General features: G+C 63.5%; 13 protein-coding genes. 2 read left to right on the top strand and 11 right to left on the bottom strand.

Annotation, left to right across the window (positions count from 1 at the left end; all coding sequences use genetic code 11):
* Positions 1 to 81 precede the first annotated feature (81 nt).
* The 5 genes from FJV77_RS14785 to FJV77_RS14765 all read right to left on the bottom strand — a co-directional run bounded on the left by FJV77_RS14785 (position 82) and on the right by FJV77_RS14765 (position 6,436).
* Positions 82 to 942: a glycosyltransferase gene (locus FJV77_RS14785; RefSeq protein WP_142867523.1), complete on the bottom strand. Its 861-nt coding sequence runs from the start codon at positions 940 to 942 to the stop codon at positions 82 to 84.
* A gap of 204 nt (positions 943 to 1,146) precedes the next feature.
* A complete protein-coding gene (gene lpdA, locus FJV77_RS14780) occupies positions 1,147 to 2,535 on the bottom strand; it encodes a dihydrolipoyl dehydrogenase (protein ID WP_142867522.1) in 1,389 nt (462 codons plus the stop codon).
* Positions 2,536 to 2,875: 340 nt separating this feature from the next.
* A complete protein-coding gene (locus FJV77_RS14775; protein ID WP_142867521.1) occupies positions 2,876 to 4,186 on the bottom strand; it encodes a dihydrolipoamide acetyltransferase family protein in 1,311 nt (436 codons plus the stop codon).
* A gap of 1 nt (position 4,187) precedes the next feature.
* Entirely contained in the window at positions 4,188 to 5,201 is a 1,014-nt protein-coding gene (locus FJV77_RS14770; RefSeq protein WP_142867520.1) for an alpha-ketoacid dehydrogenase subunit beta, read from the bottom strand.
* 2 nt (positions 5,202 to 5,203) lie between these two features.
* The gene (locus FJV77_RS14765; RefSeq protein WP_142867519.1) at positions 5,204 to 6,436 is read right to left on the bottom strand and encodes a 3-methyl-2-oxobutanoate dehydrogenase (2-methylpropanoyl-transferring) subunit alpha; all 1,233 of its coding nucleotides are present in this window, start codon (positions 6,434 to 6,436) and stop codon (positions 5,204 to 5,206) included.
* A gap of 537 nt (positions 6,437 to 6,973) precedes the next feature.
* Between FJV77_RS14765 and holA the strand changes: the two genes are divergently transcribed.
* The gene (holA, locus tag FJV77_RS14760; RefSeq protein ID WP_142867518.1) at positions 6,974 to 8,017 is read left to right on the top strand and encodes a DNA polymerase III subunit delta; all 1,044 of its coding nucleotides are present in this window, start codon (positions 6,974 to 6,976) and stop codon (positions 8,015 to 8,017) included.
* A gap of 253 nt (positions 8,018 to 8,270) precedes the next feature.
* Here holA and FJV77_RS14755 read toward each other — a convergent pair whose 3' ends face one another.
* From FJV77_RS14755 to mnmE, 5 genes are all read right to left on the bottom strand, one after another.
* Positions 8,271 to 9,158 carry a ParB/RepB/Spo0J family partition protein gene (locus tag FJV77_RS14755; protein WP_142867517.1) on the bottom strand — a complete coding sequence of 296 codons (888 nt, stop codon included), beginning with the start codon at positions 9,156 to 9,158 and terminating at the stop codon, positions 8,271 to 8,273.
* Between the two features lie 63 nt (positions 9,159 to 9,221).
* Positions 9,222 to 10,019 (bottom strand): ParA family protein, encoded by a 798-nt coding sequence (locus tag FJV77_RS14750; protein ID WP_112560215.1) that lies wholly within the window; start codon positions 10,017 to 10,019, stop codon positions 9,222 to 9,224.
* Positions 10,020 to 10,087: 68 nt separating this feature from the next.
* Complete coding sequence (gene rsmG / locus FJV77_RS14745) at positions 10,088 to 10,720, bottom strand: 16S rRNA (guanine(527)-N(7))-methyltransferase RsmG (protein ID WP_142867516.1); 633 nt, start codon at positions 10,718 to 10,720, stop codon at positions 10,088 to 10,090.
* Positions 10,717 to 12,591, bottom strand: a complete 1,875-nt coding sequence (mnmG, locus tag FJV77_RS14740; protein WP_142867515.1) for a tRNA uridine-5-carboxymethylaminomethyl(34) synthesis enzyme MnmG — start codon at positions 12,589 to 12,591, stop codon at positions 10,717 to 10,719. Before mnmG ends, rsmG begins: the two co-directional genes overlap by 4 nt.
* A gap of 361 nt (positions 12,592 to 12,952) precedes the next feature.
* A complete protein-coding gene (gene mnmE / locus FJV77_RS14735) occupies positions 12,953 to 14,272 on the bottom strand; it encodes a tRNA uridine-5-carboxymethylaminomethyl(34) synthesis GTPase MnmE (RefSeq protein WP_142867514.1) in 1,320 nt (439 codons plus the stop codon).
* 70 nt (positions 14,273 to 14,342) lie between these two features.
* Between mnmE and FJV77_RS14730 the strand changes: the two genes are divergently transcribed.
* Positions 14,343 to 16,364, top strand: coding sequence for a thioredoxin domain-containing protein (locus FJV77_RS14730; RefSeq protein WP_142867513.1), 2,022 nt, complete (start codon positions 14,343 to 14,345; stop codon positions 16,362 to 16,364).
* Between the two features lie 123 nt (positions 16,365 to 16,487).
* On the opposite strand, the gene rho is transcribed toward FJV77_RS14730, so the two are convergent.
* Positions 16,488 to 17,753, bottom strand: coding sequence for a transcription termination factor Rho (gene rho / locus FJV77_RS14725; protein ID WP_142867512.1), 1,266 nt, complete (start codon positions 17,751 to 17,753; stop codon positions 16,488 to 16,490).
* Positions 17,754 to 17,775: the final 22 nt, after the last annotated feature.

Genomic DNA, 17,775 nt, shown 5'->3' with positions numbered 1-17,775 from the left:
TCTGGCCTGCCGGCCATCTCCCCCTCAAGGGGGGAGATCACGCTCCAAGGGCACCTCCCAACGCCTTCAGCCTTGCCTCCCCTACTTCCGCAGCAGCATCGGTCGCCCGAGCAGAAACCGGATGAAATTGTCCGCGGTTCGCGGCGCCATGCTGGCCTGCGCCGCCTGTCGTGAGGCGCTTTCCCTTCGCACTGGTGCCTTTGTTTCGGCGCCCGGCCGGCCGACGGTGAAAGACGGTTCCGCGACCGGCTTGCCCTTCAACACATTGGCGGCGTTGTTGTCATGGATGATGATGCACCATTGCGCGCCCTTCGAAGCCGCCACGACGGTGTTGTGGATCGTCGCCATCTTCGCATGGTGCGCGCCGTAGATGCCGCACATCGCCGGCGATCGCTTTTCGACCAGCGTGCCGAAAGCCGAGGTGACGTAGTCGTGGTCCGTATACCAATTGGTGGCCACGTGGAAATTGTGGCCGTGCGGAAAGGCAATATACAGAGGTTGCGCGTCCACCGCACCTTTGGCGATCTCCGTGCGCGCATAGTGGTCGGCCCGCTCCATGAAGGTCGGCGCCAGCGCGTCGTCGCTGTCGAGCCGCGTGAGCGAGACATATTCGGCATCGGTATCGGCCTGGACGAACGCATTGAAGCGATCATTGTGATCCTGGCCGGCCTCGATAAGGATCGGCCTGACGTCGACGCCGGCCACACAATTGCACACCGTCCGAACATAGTTTTCGTGCGTATCGGCATCGAACGCGACCAGGACGGTAAAATCCTTGAGCAATTGGCCTTCAAGGGATGGCGCGCAATAGGTGTCGAACAATGCCAGCCGCTCGACCAACCACACCGGGTCGAGATTGGCGCGGCCTTTTCCATCCCACCGGCTCGGCTTGAAGCGAGCGGCGATGTTGTAGCGTATGGCGATGTATTTCTTCAGCCCCATCGACAGATACTTAATACATTCTAGCGATTTGCGACATCTGAGCGGGATAATCTCCCCCCTTGAGGGGGAGATGTCGCCGAAGGCGACAGAGGGGGTCGCCGCGCGTAGAGCGCTAACCTTGTCTGTCGCAAGGGGGGTCGCATCCAGTCGAACCGACCCCCTCTGGCCTGCCGGCCATCTCCCCCTCAAGGGGGGAGATACCTCTTAAATATGCAGCGCATGCCCCAGCGCCTTCAGCGCGGCTTCCTGGAACCCTTCGCCCTGCGTCGGATGTGCGTGGATCGTGCCGGCGATGTCCTCCAGCCGCGCGCCCATCTCCAGCGCCAGCCCGAACGCCGCCGCCAGTTCCGACACGCCTTGCCCGACCGCCTGGATGCCCAGCACCAGATGATTGTCCGCGCGGGCGACGACGCGCACGAACCCGTCCTCGCCGAGTTTGGTCATCGCCCGGCCATTGGCTGAGAAGGGAAACTGGCCGATCTTGATTTCGCCCAGCGCCTTCGCCTCGTCCGGTGTCAAGCCGGCGGTGACCAGCTCCGGATCGGTGAAGCAGACGGCCGGGATCGACCGCTTGTCCCAGCTGCGCTTGTGGCCGGCGACGATCTCGGCCACCATTTCGCCTTGCGCCATCGCCCGGTGCGCCAGCATGGGCTCGCCGGTGACGTCGCCGATAGCGTAGATGCCGCGCATCGAGGTGCGGCACTGGTCGTCGATCTTGATGAATTTGCCCGCCATGTCGAGGTCGATCTGGTCGAGGCCCCAGCCTTCGGTCACCGGCTTGCGGCCGACGGTGACCAGGATCTTGTCGGCGGCAATTTTGGCGTTCTTGCCGTCCGCGGTCTCGACCAGCAACGCGTCGCCCTTGACCCCCTTGGCCTTGGCGCCCAGCATGACTTCGACGCCGAGCTGACCGAGACGCTTCACCACTGGCCGGGTCAACTCGACATCATACTGCGCCAGCACGCGCGGCAGGGCTTCGACCACGGTCACCGCGGCGCCCATTTTGGCAAAGGCCATGCCGAGCTCCAGCCCGATATAGCCGCCGCCGACAACGGCGAGCTTCTTCGGCACTTCGCTGAGAGCGAGCGCTTCGGTCGATGAAATCACTGGACCGCCAAACGGCAGGAACGGCAGCTCGACCGATGCCGAGCCGGTGGCGATCACAACTGTCTCGGCGCGGATGATCTGGGTGCCGGTCTCGGTCTCGACCGCGACGGTCTTGCCGTCGCGAAGCGTCGCCCAGCCATGGACGGTCTTGACCTTGGCCTTCTTGAGCAGCCCGGCGACGCCGCTGGTCAGCCGGCTAACAATGCCGTCCTTCCAGGCGACGGTCTTGCCGAGATCGACCACCGGGGCCGCGGCCGAAATGCCGAGCGGACTGGTGCCGCCGGCCATATGCGACACCTTCTCGAATTCCTCCGCCGCATGGATCATCGCCTTGGACGGGATGCAACCGACATTGAGGCAGGTGCCGCCCGGTTTGCCGACCTCGACGATCACCGTGTCGACACCAAGCTGTCCGGCGCGGATGGCGCAGACATAGCCGCCAGGCCCGGCGCCGATGACGAGCAGCATGCAGGAGATTTCTTTCATGATGGCACCTTGATTGGTTGCAGCACGGCACCTGCAAATCGTCGACCTGTGGGACTGGCCGAAACGCCCCTGCCTTCGTCATCCTGGGGCGAAGCAGGAGCGAAGCGACGTCGCGAAGACCCCAGGATCCATGCCGTGACATCCGAGCGCCGCAACCGTGCAGAATTCTGTTCCGCAGTGTCCTTCGGCGTCGGGCACGGCATGGATCCTCGGGTCAAGCCCGAGGATGACGAACGCGTGGAGGCCTCCGGCCAATCGCAGACGGTGGCGGCTTGCAGCCAAGCGTCGCCTGGCGATGCCCTGCCCTCAGCCAAAGATTCAACTCCTTGAGCCATCGCCCTCAATCCACAAATATCAGCGCCGGCGTCTCCAGCAGCGCCTTGATGCGCTGCACAAACACCGCGGCATCCCAGCCATCGACGACCCGGTGGTCGAAGCTCGACGACAGGTTCATCATTTTTCGCGGGATGAACTGGGTGCCGTCCCAGACCGGCCGCACCATCATCTTGTTGACGCCGACGATCGCCACTTCCGGGTGGTTGATCACCGGCGTCGTTGCCACGCCGCCCATGGCGCCGAGCGAGGTGATGGTGATGGTCGATCCCGACAGTTCGTCGCGGCTGGCCGTGCCCGACTTCGCCGCCTCGGCCAGGCGGTTGAGTTCGGCTGCGCAATCCCAGAGATCGCGCGCCTCGGCATGCTTGACCACCGGCACCACCAGCCCCGACGGCGTCTGCGCGGCAATGCCGATATGGACGCCGCCATGCTGGTGGACGATGCCGGCCTCGTCGTCGAACAGCGCGTTGATGTTGGGCTGGTCGGCGATCGCCTTGACCATCGCCCGCATCAGGAACGGCAGCAGCGTCAGCTTCGGCCGCTCGACCCCTTTGCGCTTCTCCTTGTTGAGCGCGGCGCGCAGTTCCTCGAGCGCGGTGACGTCGATCTCCTCGACATAGGTGATGTGCGGGATGCGTGACTTCGCCAGCGACATTTTCTCGGCGATCTTGCGCCTCAGACCAATGACCTTGATGTCCTCGACGCTGTCGTTGCGGGCGAGGGCCGACGATTTCGCAAACTGAGGCCCGCGCGCCAGAAAGGCCTCAAGGTCTTCGTGGCTGATGCGGCCGGCGGGACCGGTACCCGACACCTGGCGCAGATCGATGCCGGCCTCTTTGGCCCTGAGCCGGATGGCTGGCGATGCCAAGGGCTTTTCGCCCTCCGGGCGCGGCGCGCCGGAAAGGCGCTCTGCGCTTTTCGGTGCGGCGGCCGGCGATGGCGAGGCTTTGACGGCCGGTTCGGCTGGCTTTGCCTTCGCTGCCGGAGCAGCCATGGGCTTTGGCTCAGCCGGCGGTGCCGGTGCCTCGGCCTTCGCCGCCGGCGCAACGGCGCCTTCCTTCACATTGCCCTCACCCGCCACTTTCAGCCGCACGATCGGCGAGCCGATCGCTACCGTGTCGCCGATCTCGGCGCCCAGCCAAAGGATCTCGCCGTCGACCGGCGAGGGAATCTCCACCGTCGCCTTGTCGGTCATCACGGCGGCAAGCACGCTGTCCTCGCGCACGAGATCGCCGACCTTGACGTGCCATTCGACCAGTTCGGCCTCGGCGACGCCTTCGCCGACATCGGGCAGCTTGATGATGTGTTCGCCCATCTTAAGCTCCCATGGTTTCGATGAGTGCGCGTCCGACACGGGCGGGGCCCGGGAAATACTCCCATTCCTGCGCATGTGGATAGGGCGTGTCCCAACCGGTGACGCGGGCCACCGGCGCTTCGAGGTGATAGAAACAATTCTCCTGCACCAGCGCCGAAAGCTCGGCGCCGAAGCCGGAGGTCAGCGTCGCCTCGTGCACGACCACGCAGCGCCCGGTCTTCTTCACCGAGGCGACGATGGTGTCGAGGTCGAGCGGCAGCAGGGTTCTGAGATCGATGATCTCGGCATCGATGCCGGTTTCTTCCGCGGCCGCCTGCGCGACATAGACCATGGTGCCATAGGCCAGCACCGTGACGGCGGAGCCCGCCCGGCGGATTGCCGCCTTGCCGAGCGGCACCGTATAATGGCCGTCGGCGACCTCGCCCAGTTCATGCTTCGACCACGGCGTCACCGGCCGGTCGTGATGGCCGTCGAACGGGCCGTTATAGAGCCGCTTCGGCTCGAGGAAGATCACCGGATCCGGATCCTCGATCGCCGCGATCAGCAGGCCCTTGGCGTCATGCGGGTTGGACGGCACCACCGTCTTCAGGCCGGAGACATGGGTGAACAGCGCCTCCGGGCTCTGGCTGTGCGTCTGACCGCCGAAGATGCCGCCGCCGGTCGGCATGCGGACCACGATCGGGCAGGTGAAATCGCCATTCGAGCGGTAGCGCAGGCGGGCTGCTTCCTGCGTCAGCTGGTCGTAGGCCGGATACATATAGTCGGCAAACTGAATTTCCACGCAGGGCTTCAGGCCGTAGGCGGCCATGCCGATGGCCGAGCCAACAATGCCGGATTCGTTGATCGGCGCATCGAAGCAGCGGCTCTTCCCGTATTTGGCCTGCAGGCCATGGGTAACGCGGAAAACGCCGCCGAAAAAGCCGACATCCTCGCCATAGACGATGACGCGTTCGTCGCGCGCCATCGACACATCCATGGCGTCGCGGATCGCCTCGATCATGGTTCGTCTCGGCATGGTCAGACTCCCGCCTGCTGGCGCTGGCGCCTGAGATGCGGCGGCATCTCGGCATAGAGGCCCTCGAACATGTCGCGCGTCGACGGCTTGCCGCCGGCATGCAGCGTGCCGTGGCTTTCGGCCTCCTTCTGCGCCGCGATCACCGTTTCCAGGATCTCGGCTTCCGCCTGGGTGTGACGCTCTTCCGACCAGACGCCCTTGTGGATGAGATGGTTCTTCAGCCGGATGACCGGGTCGCCAAGCGGCCAGGCGTCGGATTCGGCCTTTGGCCGGTAGGCGGACGGGTCGTCCGAGCTCGAATGCGCGCCGGCGCGATAGGTGACATATTCGACCAGCGTCGGCCCGAGATTCTGCCGCGCCCGCTCGGCCGCCCATTTGGCCACCGCATGGACCGCAAGATAGTCATTGCCGTCGACGCGCAGCGAAGGAATACCGAAGCCGAGGCCGCGCGCGGCAAATGTGCCGGAGCCGCCGCGCGCAATGCCCTGAAACGTCGAGATCGCCCACTGGTTGTTGACGACATTGAGGATGACCGGCGCCTTGTAGGTCGAGGCGAACACCAGCGCCGAATGGAAGTCGGATTCCGCCGTCGAGCCGTCGCCGATCCAGGCTGCGGCAATCTTGGAGTCGTTACTGATGGCCGAGGCCATCGCCCAGCCGACCGCCTGGATGTACTGCGTCGCCAGATTGCCGGAGATCGAGAAGAAGCCGTGCTCCTTCGACGAGTACATGATCGGCAGCTGCCGCCCTTTGAGCGGGTCGGCCTCGTTGGAATAGATCTGGTTCATCATCGTCACCATCGGGTAGCCGTCGGCGATGAGCAGGCCGGCTTGCCGGTAGGTCGGGAAGTTCATGTCGCCCGGCGCCAGCGCCTTGCGGAAGGCACAGCTCACCGCCTCTTCGCCGAGATGCTGCATGTAGAACGAGGTCTTGCCCTGGCGCTGCGCCATCTGCATGCGGGCGTCGAAACTGCGCAGCGTCATCATATTGCGCAGGCCTTCGAGCAGCTCCTCATCCGTGAGCAGCCCGGCCCACGGCCCGACCGCCTCACCGTCGCGGTTCAGCACCCGGATGATCGAGAACGCCATGTCGCGGATGGTGCGCGGATCGACATCGATCTCGGGGCGAGGCGCCGAACCGGCCTTCGGGATGGGCACGTTGGAAAAGTCAGGCGTCCCGCCCGGCCGCACCTCCGGCTCCGGCACATGAAACCGCAACATCCCAGCATCGGTCATGACCTTCATCCTCCAATGTTGCCCGGTCGCGTATATCAACACATCTGCGCCGCCAGACCAGTGCGATTTCGCGGGGCCAGAACACGCACCCATCCTCCCGGTCACCGACCTGTTCAGGGCCGACGCGGCACGCGGCGACAAGATGCAGATATGGCGGCGAAATTTCTTGTCGATGTTTTCAGACTGCGCGCAATTAGGCGCAAAGTTTTGCAAGACTTCCGGCAGATAGCGAACTTTGCCACCTCCGTGACGCAGGGAGGTCGGCGAATTCGCGCCCTTCCTCTCCCCCGTCGATCGGGGGAGAGGTGTCGAGCGAAGCTCGACGGAGTTGGGGGTCGACGCTTGGCCGCAAGGTGTGATGCTTGAGCTAGTGCCCTTCCTATCTCCATTCGCGGCGATTGCCAGGTGGTTCCCCCACTCCGTCGCTGCTTCGCAGCGCCACGTCTCCCCCCTCCGGAGGGAGAGGAAAGGCGCCAAGGTCGGCGAACTTCTCCGGAGAGCGTTCACTCCGCCCTCTCCCCATGCTAACCACGCCCCATGGCACAGAAGAAAGGATACGAGGTCGATTCGTGGCTGGCGAAGCCGGACGCGCGCTTCTCGATCGTCCTGCTTTACGGCCCTGACCGCGGCCTTGTCGCCGAGCGCGCAAAAGCCTTTGCCGAAAAGACCGGCCTGCCGCTCGACGACCCCTTTTCGGTGGTCCGGCTCGACGGCGCGGAGGTCGATCGCGACCAGGGCCGGCTGCTCGACGAGGCCCGCACGGTGCCGATGTTTTCCGACCGACGGCTTTTGTGGGTGCGCAATGCCAGCGGCCAGAAGCCGCTGGCCGAGGATGTCAAGGCGCTGACGGTAGAGCCCGCGCGCGACGCCATCATTCTGATCGAGGCCGGCGATCTCAAGAAGGGCGTCGGACTGCGCGCCATTGTCGAGGCGGCCGACACCGCCATGGCGCTGCCTTGCTATGCCGACGAGGCCCGCGACATCGACACCGTCATCGACGATGAATTGCGCAAGGCCGGCATGTCGATGGCGCTCGATGCGCGCCAGGCGCTGCGCCGCAATCTCGGCGGCGACCGGCTGGCCTCGCGCGGCGAGATCGAAAAACTGGTGCTTTATGCGCACGGCCAGAGGGAGATCGGCCTTGACGACGTCAGGGCAATGTCCGGCGACGTCTCAGGCGCCTCCTTCGACGATGCCGTCGATGCGGTGCTGGAAGGCAAAGTCAGTGACTTCGACACCGCCTTCACCCGCCACTGCCAGGCCGGCGGCCACCCTTTCCTGGTGCTGTCGTCAGCGATGCGGCAGTTCCAGCAGCTTCAGGTCATGCGCGGCCAGATGGACTCCGCCGGCCGCAACGCCGCCTCGGCCGTCGCCGGCGCCAGGCCGCCGGTGTTTTTCTCCAGGCGCAAGCTGGTGGAAAAGGCGCTGGAGCGCTGGAACGTCGACGCGCTCAGCCGCGCGCTCAATCGCCTGCAATCGGCCGTGCTACAGACGCGGCGCAGGCCGGACCTATCCGAAGCGCTGGCCCGCCAGGCGCTGCTTGGCATTGCAGTGGAAAGCGCGAGGCTGGGGCAGCGCTAAGGCGATTGGCTGATCTCCCCCCTCGTGGGGGAGATGGCTGGCAAGCCAGAGGGGGGCGCTGCCCCGCCGGCCTCTTAGCACATCGCAGGATGAATCCTTGGCGGACTCGCTATAGGCTCACAGGTACGGACGCTAGCGTTCCTTCGTGCCTCGGGCGTTCTTTTTGGTGAATATCACCGATACATCAGTGCCAGAACCTAACCTTAAGCCAAAACCTCATTTGCCGGCTAAATAGCCTTTGCGCCTCAACCGCCTACCGCTCGTCCTTCAACCGCCGGCACAACTCATCAAGCTGCTCCAGGCTGCGGTAATTCACGCGGATCGCGCCGCCCTTGCCCTTGTGCTCGATGGTCACGATCATGCCGATCGTGTCGGTCATCAGCTTTTCCAGTGCCAGCGTGTCGGCATCTTTGTCCGACCCGCCTTGCGCCGGTTTTGCCTTGGGCGGCGTGCCACCTGCCGGCATCTGCGCCAATGCCTCGGCCTGGCGCACGGACAGCCCTTCCTCGACAATCTGCTTGGCCAGACCGGCCGGATCCTGCGCCGTCACCAGCGTGCGGGCATGGCCGGCCGACAACGCGCCGTCGACCAGCATGTCTCTGATGACATCGGGCAGCTTCAAAAGCCGCAGCGTGTTGGCGACATGGCTGCGGCTCTTGCCGATGACATTGCCCAGGTCAGCTTGCGTGTAGCCGTGGTCGTCGATCAGCTGCTGATAACCGAGCGCCTCCTCGACCGGGTTGAGGTCGGTGCGCTGGACGTTCTCGATGATCGCCAGTTCAAGCGCCGTGCGGTCGTTGACGTCGCGAACGATGATCGGGATCTCGGTCAGCCCGGCACGTTGCGCGGCGCGCCAGCGCCGTTCGCCGGCGATGATCTCATAGCGGCCGGCCTGCGTCGGCGACGGCCGCGCCACCACTGGCTGCACCACGCCATGCTCGCGGATCGATTGCGCCAGGTCGGTCAGGTCGGCGTCGCCAAAATGCCGGCGCGGGTTTTTCGGATTCGGGCTCAGAAACTCGATCGGCACCTTGCCGTCGGCGTTCGCGGCCGGCTTCTCAGCTGCCGCCGGACGATCGATCTCGCCGATCAGCGCCGCCAGTCCCCGCCCCAGTCTTTTTCTCGAAAGGTCTTCACTCATCTCTATTCCAGATCTTCAAATCGTTTCGGTATCGAATCGGCTTGGTTTATGAGCCGATCCTAATCAAGCGGCGCGCAATTTACGCTCGCGGCGGATCACTTCGGAGGCCAGCTGCAGATAGGCCTGGCTGCCCGAGCACTTCAAATCATAGAGAATCGCCGGCTTGCCGTAGGACGGCGCCTCGGACACACGCACATTGCGCGGAATGATGGTCTCGTAAACCTTGTCGCCCATATGCGCCCGGACATCCTGCACCACCTGGTTGGCGAGGTTGTTGCGGCCGTCATACATGGTCAGCACGATGCCCTGGATGATCAGATCCGGATTGATCGTGCGGCGCACCTGCTCGACCGTTTCGAGCAGTTGGCTGAGGCCCTCCAGCGCGAAGAATTCGCATTGCAGCGGCACAAGAACAGAATCGGCTGCCGCCATTGAATTCAAAGTCAAAAGGTTGAGCGACGGCGGGCAGTCGATCAGCACATAGCCGAAGGGCGCACCGCGCTCGGACGCGGCACGCAGGGCATTGCGCAGTTTGAGCACCCGGTCGGGCGCCGAGGCGATTTCCATCTCGATGCCGAGCAGGTCGAGCGTCGACGGCACGATCGACAGGCCGGGCACCGCCGTCGGGATTGCTGCGGCTTCTAGGTCAAGCTCGCCGGTCAGCACGTCATAGGACGACACCGTGCGGTCCTTGCGGTCGATGCCGAGACCGGTCGAGGCATTGCCTTGCGGGTCGAGATCGACAATCAGCACCTTTTCGCCGATGGCGGCCAGCGCCGTGGCCAGATTGATGGCGGTGGTGGTCTTGCCGACGCCGCCCTTCTGGTTGGCGACGGTAATGATGCGGGGGCCAGTTTTCATGGGTCTATGCCAAATATTCATTTCGCGGGGTCACCAAAAGGGTCGACAAAACGGTTGCGAAGGGAAGCCTACGCAGCCCGCAGATCGGTCACTTCGAGGATGACGCCATGGGCGTCGGTCATGCTCGGATGTTCTACCAGATCGAAGGCCCAGCGGTGAGTGCTTTCTTCCACTTCGGCGCGGTAATCCCGGCCTTTGTGGAACAGCGCCCGCGCCCCCTTGGTCAGCCATGGCGCCGACAGATCAAGCAACGCGGGTAGAGCAGCAAGCGCCCGCGCTGTGACAATTTCCGGCGTGGAAACAAGAGCATAGCTGTCGTCGATGCGCCGGGCGACGACCCGAGCCGGCAAACCGAACTGGCCGATCACCGCCTGCAGGAACGATGCTTTCTTGCGGTTGCTCTCGACCAGATCGATCGAAGCCCCATCCCGCTCGACCAACAGGAAAGCCAGCACCAGGCCCGGAAAACCGCCGCCCGAACCGAGATCGGCCCAGCGTTTTGCCTCAGGTGCGATTCGCGCCAGTTGCGCGCTGTCCAGGATATGGCGACCCCAGACATCGTCGAGCGTCGAAGGTGCGGCAAGGTTGATGCTGCGGTTCCATTTTAGAAACAGCTGTTGGAACGCCACCAGGCGCTCGAATGTTTCACGTGAAACCGGTCCCGCAGCCTCTTGCAGGCTCGTCCATGAGGCAGCGCTCACGCGACGGCCCTTTGCGCAGCCGATTCGGCATTGCGGACATGCGCGACAATAATTGCCAGCGCCGCCGGCGTCATGCCTTCCATACGCTGCGCATCAGCAATCGAGCGCGGCTGCCGCGTCCGCATCTTCTGCTTCAGCTCATTAGAAAGTCCTGGAACATCTGCAAAATCGACAGAGGTAGGGATCAGCCGGCTTTCTTCGTGCCGGATCTGCGCGACATCAGCCTGCTGGCGATCCAGGTAAACCGAATATTTCGCTTCCGTTTCGAGCCGCTCGGCAGTCTTGGCGTCGATCGCGCCAAATGCCGGTTCGACGCGGGCGAGCCAGGCAATATCGACGCCGGGATAGGCCAGCAATTCATAAGCGGAGCGGCGCACACCGTCTCTGTTGACCTCCAGTCCGTGCCGCGCCGCTCCATTGGGCGTCATCGTCGTAGCAACCGCCAGTTCGCGCGCCTTCTCAAGGTCAACAGTGATCTGGTTGAACCGCTGCGTCCGCTGCGTTGAGGCAATTCCCAGCCGCGTCGCCAGCGGCGTCAGCCGCTCATCGGCATTGTCGGCCCTGAGCGAGAGCCGGAACTCCGCTCGCGAGGTGAACATGCGGTAGGGCTCGGCAATGCCGCGGCTGGTCAAATCGTCGACCATCACGCCGATATAGGCTTCGGTGCGGCTGAGCACGATTTGATCATCCGCCGACGCCTTGCGCGCGGCGTTCAGTCCGGCGAGCAGGCCTTGCGCGCCGGCTTCTTCATAACCGGTGGTGCCGTTGATCTGCCCGGCCAGGAACAGACCGGCGATCCGCTTGGTTTCCAGCGTCGGCTCGAGCTCGCGCGGGTCAACATGGTCATACTCGATGGCGTAGCCCGGCTGCAGCATGGTCGCCCGCTCCAGCCCCGGGATCGTCTTCAGAATGTCGAGCTGCACATCCTCGGGCAGGGACGTCGAAATGCCATTGGGGTAGACGGTGTCGTCGTCGAGGCCTTCCGGCTCAAGGAAGATCTGGTGACCCTCGCGATCGCCGAACTTGACGATCTTGTCTTCGATCGACGGGCAATAGCGCGGGCCGACGCCTTCGATCGAGCCGGAATACATGGCCGAGCGGCCGAGATTGGCGCGGATGAGGTCATGCGTGGCCGGCGTCGTGCGGGTAATGCCACAATGGATCTGCGGATTCTGGATTGTATCGGTCAGCAGCGAGAACGGCGAGGGATGTTCATCCGCCGCCTGGCTTTCAAGCGACGCCCAGTCGATGGTGCGGCCATCGAGCCGCGGCGGCGTGCCGGTCTTCAGCCGTCCGAGCGCAAAGCCGGCGCGGCTCATCGTTGCCGACAAGCCAAGGCTCGCCTGCTCGTTCATGCGACCGGCGACGATCTTCTTCTCGCCAATATGGATAAGGCCGCGCAGGAAGGTCCCGGTGGTCAGCACGACGGCGCCGCAGGCCAACCGCCGCCCGTCAGCCAGCAGCACGGCAGCGACCCGTCCCTCGTCGATCTCGAAGTCCAGAACCTCACCCACGACGACATCGAGGTCGTTCTGCTGCCGAATCGCTTCCTGCATAGCCAGCCGGTAGAGCTTACGATCAGCCTGGGTGCGCGGTCCGCGCACGGCGGGGCCTTTGCGCCGGTTGAGCAGCCGGAACTGGATGCCGGCGGCATCGGCCACCCGGCCCATCAGCCCGTCCAGGGCGTCGATCTCGCGCACCAGATGGCCCTTGCCGAGCCCACCAATCGCCGGATTGCAGGACATGACCCCGATCGTATCGAAGCGCAGCGTGACCAGCGCCGTCCTGGCGCCGGCACGCGCCGCAGCACTGGCCGCCTCGACCCCGGCATGGCCGCCGCCCACCACAACCACATCATAGTGATCGATCATTTTTCGTTCCAGATTCAGAGCCCGACACATGTCCCCGCGAGCGGTTGGTGTCAAGGATTGTGGATGATTCGTTTCACGTGAAACAGCATTGGCCTTCGTCATCCTAGGGCGAAGCAAGGAGCGGAGCGACGCAGCGCAGGATCCATGCCGTGACACGCGAGCGCCGCAACGGTGCAGACCTAGGAATGTGCAAAAGCCGGTCGTTGTAACGATGCCTCAATTCTGCACCGCTGCATTCTTCGGCTAGCGCAACGGCATGGATCCTAGGGTCTCCACTCCGCTTCGCGTCGCTCCGCCCTAGGATGACGAAGGGTCGGTGTTTCACGTGAATCACATCCCGCCCCGCACTGTTTCACGTGAGTCATTTCCCAATGCAAAACTGAGAGAAAATCACGTCGAGCAAATCCTCGACATTCACCGCCCCGACAATCCGGCCAAGACGGTCCGCCGCGAGCCGCAGTTCCTCCGCGCGCAGCTCCTGGCCCCGCTCACCCGACAAAGCAGAGACCAGAAAGCCTTTCGTCTCGTTGAGTAGCTCCACATGCCGCAACCGCGACGGCAGGATATCGCCGGCATCGCCAATCGCTGCGGCAGCACGGCCTCCGATGTCAGCCAGCAGTTCAGCCAAACCTGTCCCATCCATGGTCGAGATCGTAGCGTCATAGGCACCAGGCGGCGGTCCACCTTTCAGCAGATCGACCTTGGTTCCGATTCTCAAAGCCGGGATGTCGGCCGGGATGTCGCCGATCGCGGCCGGGTTCGCCAGATCTTCCAGCAGCAACACCAGGTCCGCCGTATGCGCCTTGGCCCGCGCCTTTTCGATGCCGATGGCTTCGACCTTGCCAGCCGCTTCCCGCAGGCCTGCCGTGTCAGTCACCCTGACCCGTACGCCGTTGAGATCCAGTACCACCTCCAGGAGGTCGCGTGTCGTTCCGGGCTCATCGGTGACGATTGCCGCCTCGCGCCGTGCCAGCGCGTTGAACAGGCTGGATTTGCCGGCATTCGGTGCACCGAGGATGACGACCTCGAAACCGTCGCGAATGATTTCTGCAGCATGGAAGCCGGCGATATGGCGGCTGATCTCATCCACCATGGCTCGGACATCCGACCAGACCGTATCTGAAACGGAGCCCGGCACATCGTCCTCATCGGCAAAGTCGATTTCCGCTTCGATCATTGCCCGCGCATGGATCAGACGCCGGCGCCAGCCGAGATAGAGCGCGCTCTGTTCGCCCTCGGCATTCTGCACCGCAAAGCGGCGCTGCGCTTCGGTTTCGGCGTTGACGAGATCGGCCAGCGCCTCCGTCTCGACCAGATCGAGCTTGCCGTTGAGAAAGGCGCGCCGGGTGAATTCGCCGGGCTCGGCATGCCGCACGCCATCAAAACCGGCGATGGTCTCCAGCATCCTGCCGGCAACAGCGCGGCCGCCATGGACATGGAACTCGGCGACATCCTCGCCGGTAAAACTGTTCGGCCCGGGAAAAAACAGCACCAGGCCGTGGTCGATCAGCGATCCGTCCGCCGCCCGGAGCTTGCGCAACGCGGCAACACGGTCCTTAACCATGCTTCCGGCAATCGTTTCGACAACGAATCGAGTCGTCGGTCCGGAAATGCGAATGACGGCAATGCCGGCGGGGAGGCGGCCGCTGGACAGCGCAACTATCGAATCGCCTGAAATCATTTGCCCGCTCTAGCCAATCGCCCTAGCTTGAAATTAATCCCGACACCGCCAAACCGAGCCAAGCCCGCCCGTGACCTTGCCTGCGCAAAACCTGCTTGCCGAAGAAGCCAGCCCCTATCTGCAGCAGCACAGCGGCAATCCCGTGCATTGGCGGGCCTGGTCGCCGGCGGCACTGGCCGAGGCCAAGGCTTTGCAGCGGCCGATCCTGCTCTCGGTCGGCTACGCCGCCTGCCACTGGTGCCATGTCATGGCGCATGAAAGTTTCGAAAACGACCAAGTCGCAGCCGTCATGAACCGGCTGTTCGTCAATATCAAGGTCGATCGCGAGGAGCGGCCGGACATCGACCAAATCTATATGGCCGCTCTGTCGTCGATGGGCGAGCACGGCGGCTGGCCGCTGACCATGTTCCTCAACCCCGACGGCAAGCCGTTCTGGGGCGGCACCTATTTTCCACGCGAAGCTCGCTATGGCCGTTCTGGCTTCATCCAGGTGATGGAAGCGGTCGACAAGGCCTGGCGCGAAAAGCGGGAAAGCCTTGACCAGAGCGCCGACGGTTTGACCAATCATGTCGAGGCCCGCCTGGCCGGCGTCCACGCCAAGGCGGTGCTCGACAAAGGGACGCTGAGCGATCTCGCCGACCGCATCGACGGCATGATCGACCGCGATCTCGGCGGCTTGCGCGGCGCGCCGAAGTTTCCCAACGCGCCGTTCATGCACACGCTGTGGCTGTCCTGGCTGCGCGACGGCGTCGCATCGCATCGCAACGCCGTTCTCATCAGCCTGGAGAAGATGCTGGCCGGCGGCATTTACGATCATGTCGGCGGCGGGCTGAGCCGCTATTCCACCGATGCCGAGTGGCTGGTGCCGCATTTCGAAAAGATGCTCTACGACAATGCCCAGCTGATCCGCCTGTGCAACTGGGCCTATGCCGCGACCGGCAACGATTTGTTCCGGATACGAATCGAAGACACGGTCGCCTGGCTGCTGCGCGAAATGCGCGTCGATGGCGGCGCTTTTGCTGCCAGCCTCGATGCCGACAGCGACGGCGAAGAGGGGCTTTTCTACACCTGGAGCAGGGATGAGATCGAAACCGTACTCGGCGACGATTCGGCATTGTTTTTCAAATACTTCACGCTCTCCGCGCCACCTAGCTGGGAGGGCAAACCAATTGTCCATCAGACGGATATTCAGCAAAGCCAGAGTGTGCCCGACCGGGACCTGCTGGTCCCACTCAAGACAAAATTGCTGGCGGCAAGGGAGCAGCGCGTTCGTCCGGGCCAGGACGGCAAGGCGCTGACCGATTGGAACGGCTTGATGATCGTGGCGCTCGCCGAAGCCGGCCGCTCGCTGGACCGGCGCGAGTGGATCGACGCGGCCGCAAAGGCATTCAGCCACATTGGCGAGGCCAGCCAGGACGGCCGCCTGCCGCACTCCATGCTCGGCGCCAAGAAACTGTTTCCGGCGCTGTCCAGCGACTATGCCGCGATGACCAATGCAGCGATCGCGCTATTCGAAGCGACCGGCGATTCGACCTATGTCGATCGGGCGAGGCAGTTCATCGACCAGTTGGATCGCTGGCACCGGGACAGCGACGGGACCGGTTACTACCTGACCGCGTCCGACAGCACCGATGTTCCGATCCGCATCCGCGGTGATGTCGACGAGGCGATCTCTTCGGCTACCAGCCAGATCATCGAAGCGCTGGTTCGGCTGGCTTCGGTTACCGGCGATCTCGATCTGCAGGACAGAGCGTGGCGCGTCGCCGAACACGCCATGGGCCGGGCAGGGCACCAGTCTTATGGCCAGGCTGGGATTGTTAACGCCTGTGCCCTGGTGCTCGAGCCCTTGAAGCTAGTTCTGGTCGACTCACCAGAGAGCCCAAGCCTCGTTCCGGTTGCGAATCGGAATCCTGACCCACGCCGTATCGATATTGTCGTGTCGATCGGAACGGAGGCGAATCGACCGACTTTGCCAGGTGGCATCCTGCCGCCGACCGATCGACCGGGCGCCTGGCTATGCACCGGGCAGGTTTGTCTGCCGGTCATTGCCAGCATCGAAGAACTCGAACGCCATTTGCGCCCAGAGCGTTAGATTCCGGCAAGCAGCCATGCTTGCTGGAGGCTGATTGGCGCGGTTGTCGCCTCAAAGAAAAACCCCATCCGGTTTCCCGGAATGGGGTTTCGATGCCTGGACCAGATAGGTCCGACGAACTGCTTACGTATTCATCGAATCGAAGAAATCGGCATTCGTCTTGGTCTGCTTCAGCTTGTCGATGAGGAACTCGATCGCGTCGGTGGTTCCCATCGGGGCCAGGATGCGGCGCAGCACGAAAATCTTTTGCAGGTCCTGCTTGGAGACCAGCAGGTCTTCCTTGCGGGTGCCGGACTTCAGGATGTCCATGGCCGGATAGATGCGCTTGTCCGCCACCTTGCGGTCGAGCTGGATTTCGCAGTTGCCGGTACCCTTGAACTCTTCGAAGATGACTTCGTCCATGCGGCTGCCTGTGTCGATCAGTGCGGTGGCGATGATGGTCAGCGAGCCGCCTTCCTCGATGTTACGGGCCGCACCGAAGAAGCGCTTCGGCCGCTGCAGCGCATTGGCGTCGACACCGCCGGTCAGCACCTTGCCGGATGACGGCACAACGGTGTTGTAGGCGCGGCCGAGGCGGGTGATCGAATCCAGCAGGATGACGACGTCGCGGCCATGTTCGACCAGGCGCTTGGCCTTCTCGATGACCATTTCGGCGACCTGGACGTGACGCACCGCCGGTTCATCGAAGGTCGAAGAGATCACCTCGCCCTTCACCGAGCGCTGCATGTCGGTCACTTCCTCCGGCCGCTCGTCGATCAGCAGCACGATCAGATAGCATTCCGGATGATTGGCCGTGATCGAATGCGCGATGTTCTGCATCAGCACGGTTTTACCGGTGCGCGGCTGCGCGTTGATCAGCGCGCGCTGCCCTTTGCCGATCGGCGCCACCAGGTCGATGACGCGTGGCGAGATGTCCTTGCTGGTCGGATTGTCGATCTCCATCTTCAGCCGCTTGGTCGGATAGAGCGGCGTCAGATTGTCGAAGTGGATCTTGTGACGGATCTTTTCGGGATCGTCGAAATTGATGGTGTTGACCTTGAGCAGCGCAAAATAGCGCTCGCCTTCCTTCGGGCTGCGGATCGGCCCTTCGACCGTATCGCCGGTCTTCAGCGAAAAGCGCCGGATCTGCGACGGCGAGATGTAGATGTCGTCGGGACCTGGCAGGTAGTTGGCATTGGCGGAGCGCAGGAAGCCGAAGCCGTCCTGCAGCACTTCGACCACACCGTCGCCGATGATCTCGATATCCTGTGCGGCCAGCTTCTTCAGGATCGCGAACATCAGCTCTTGCTTGCGCATGACGCTGGCGTTCTCGACCTCGAGCGATTCGGCATAAGCGATCAGCTCTGGCGGCTTCTTGTTCTTGAATTCGGTAAGTTTCATTTCTTGCATAGACGGACTCTGGGTGAGCTTT

This window comes from Mesorhizobium sp. WSM4306, from assembly GCF_007003975.1.
GTDB lineage: Bacteria > Pseudomonadota > Alphaproteobacteria > Rhizobiales > Rhizobiaceae > Mesorhizobium.
This window is presented reverse-complemented; position numbering and strand designations above follow the sequence as displayed.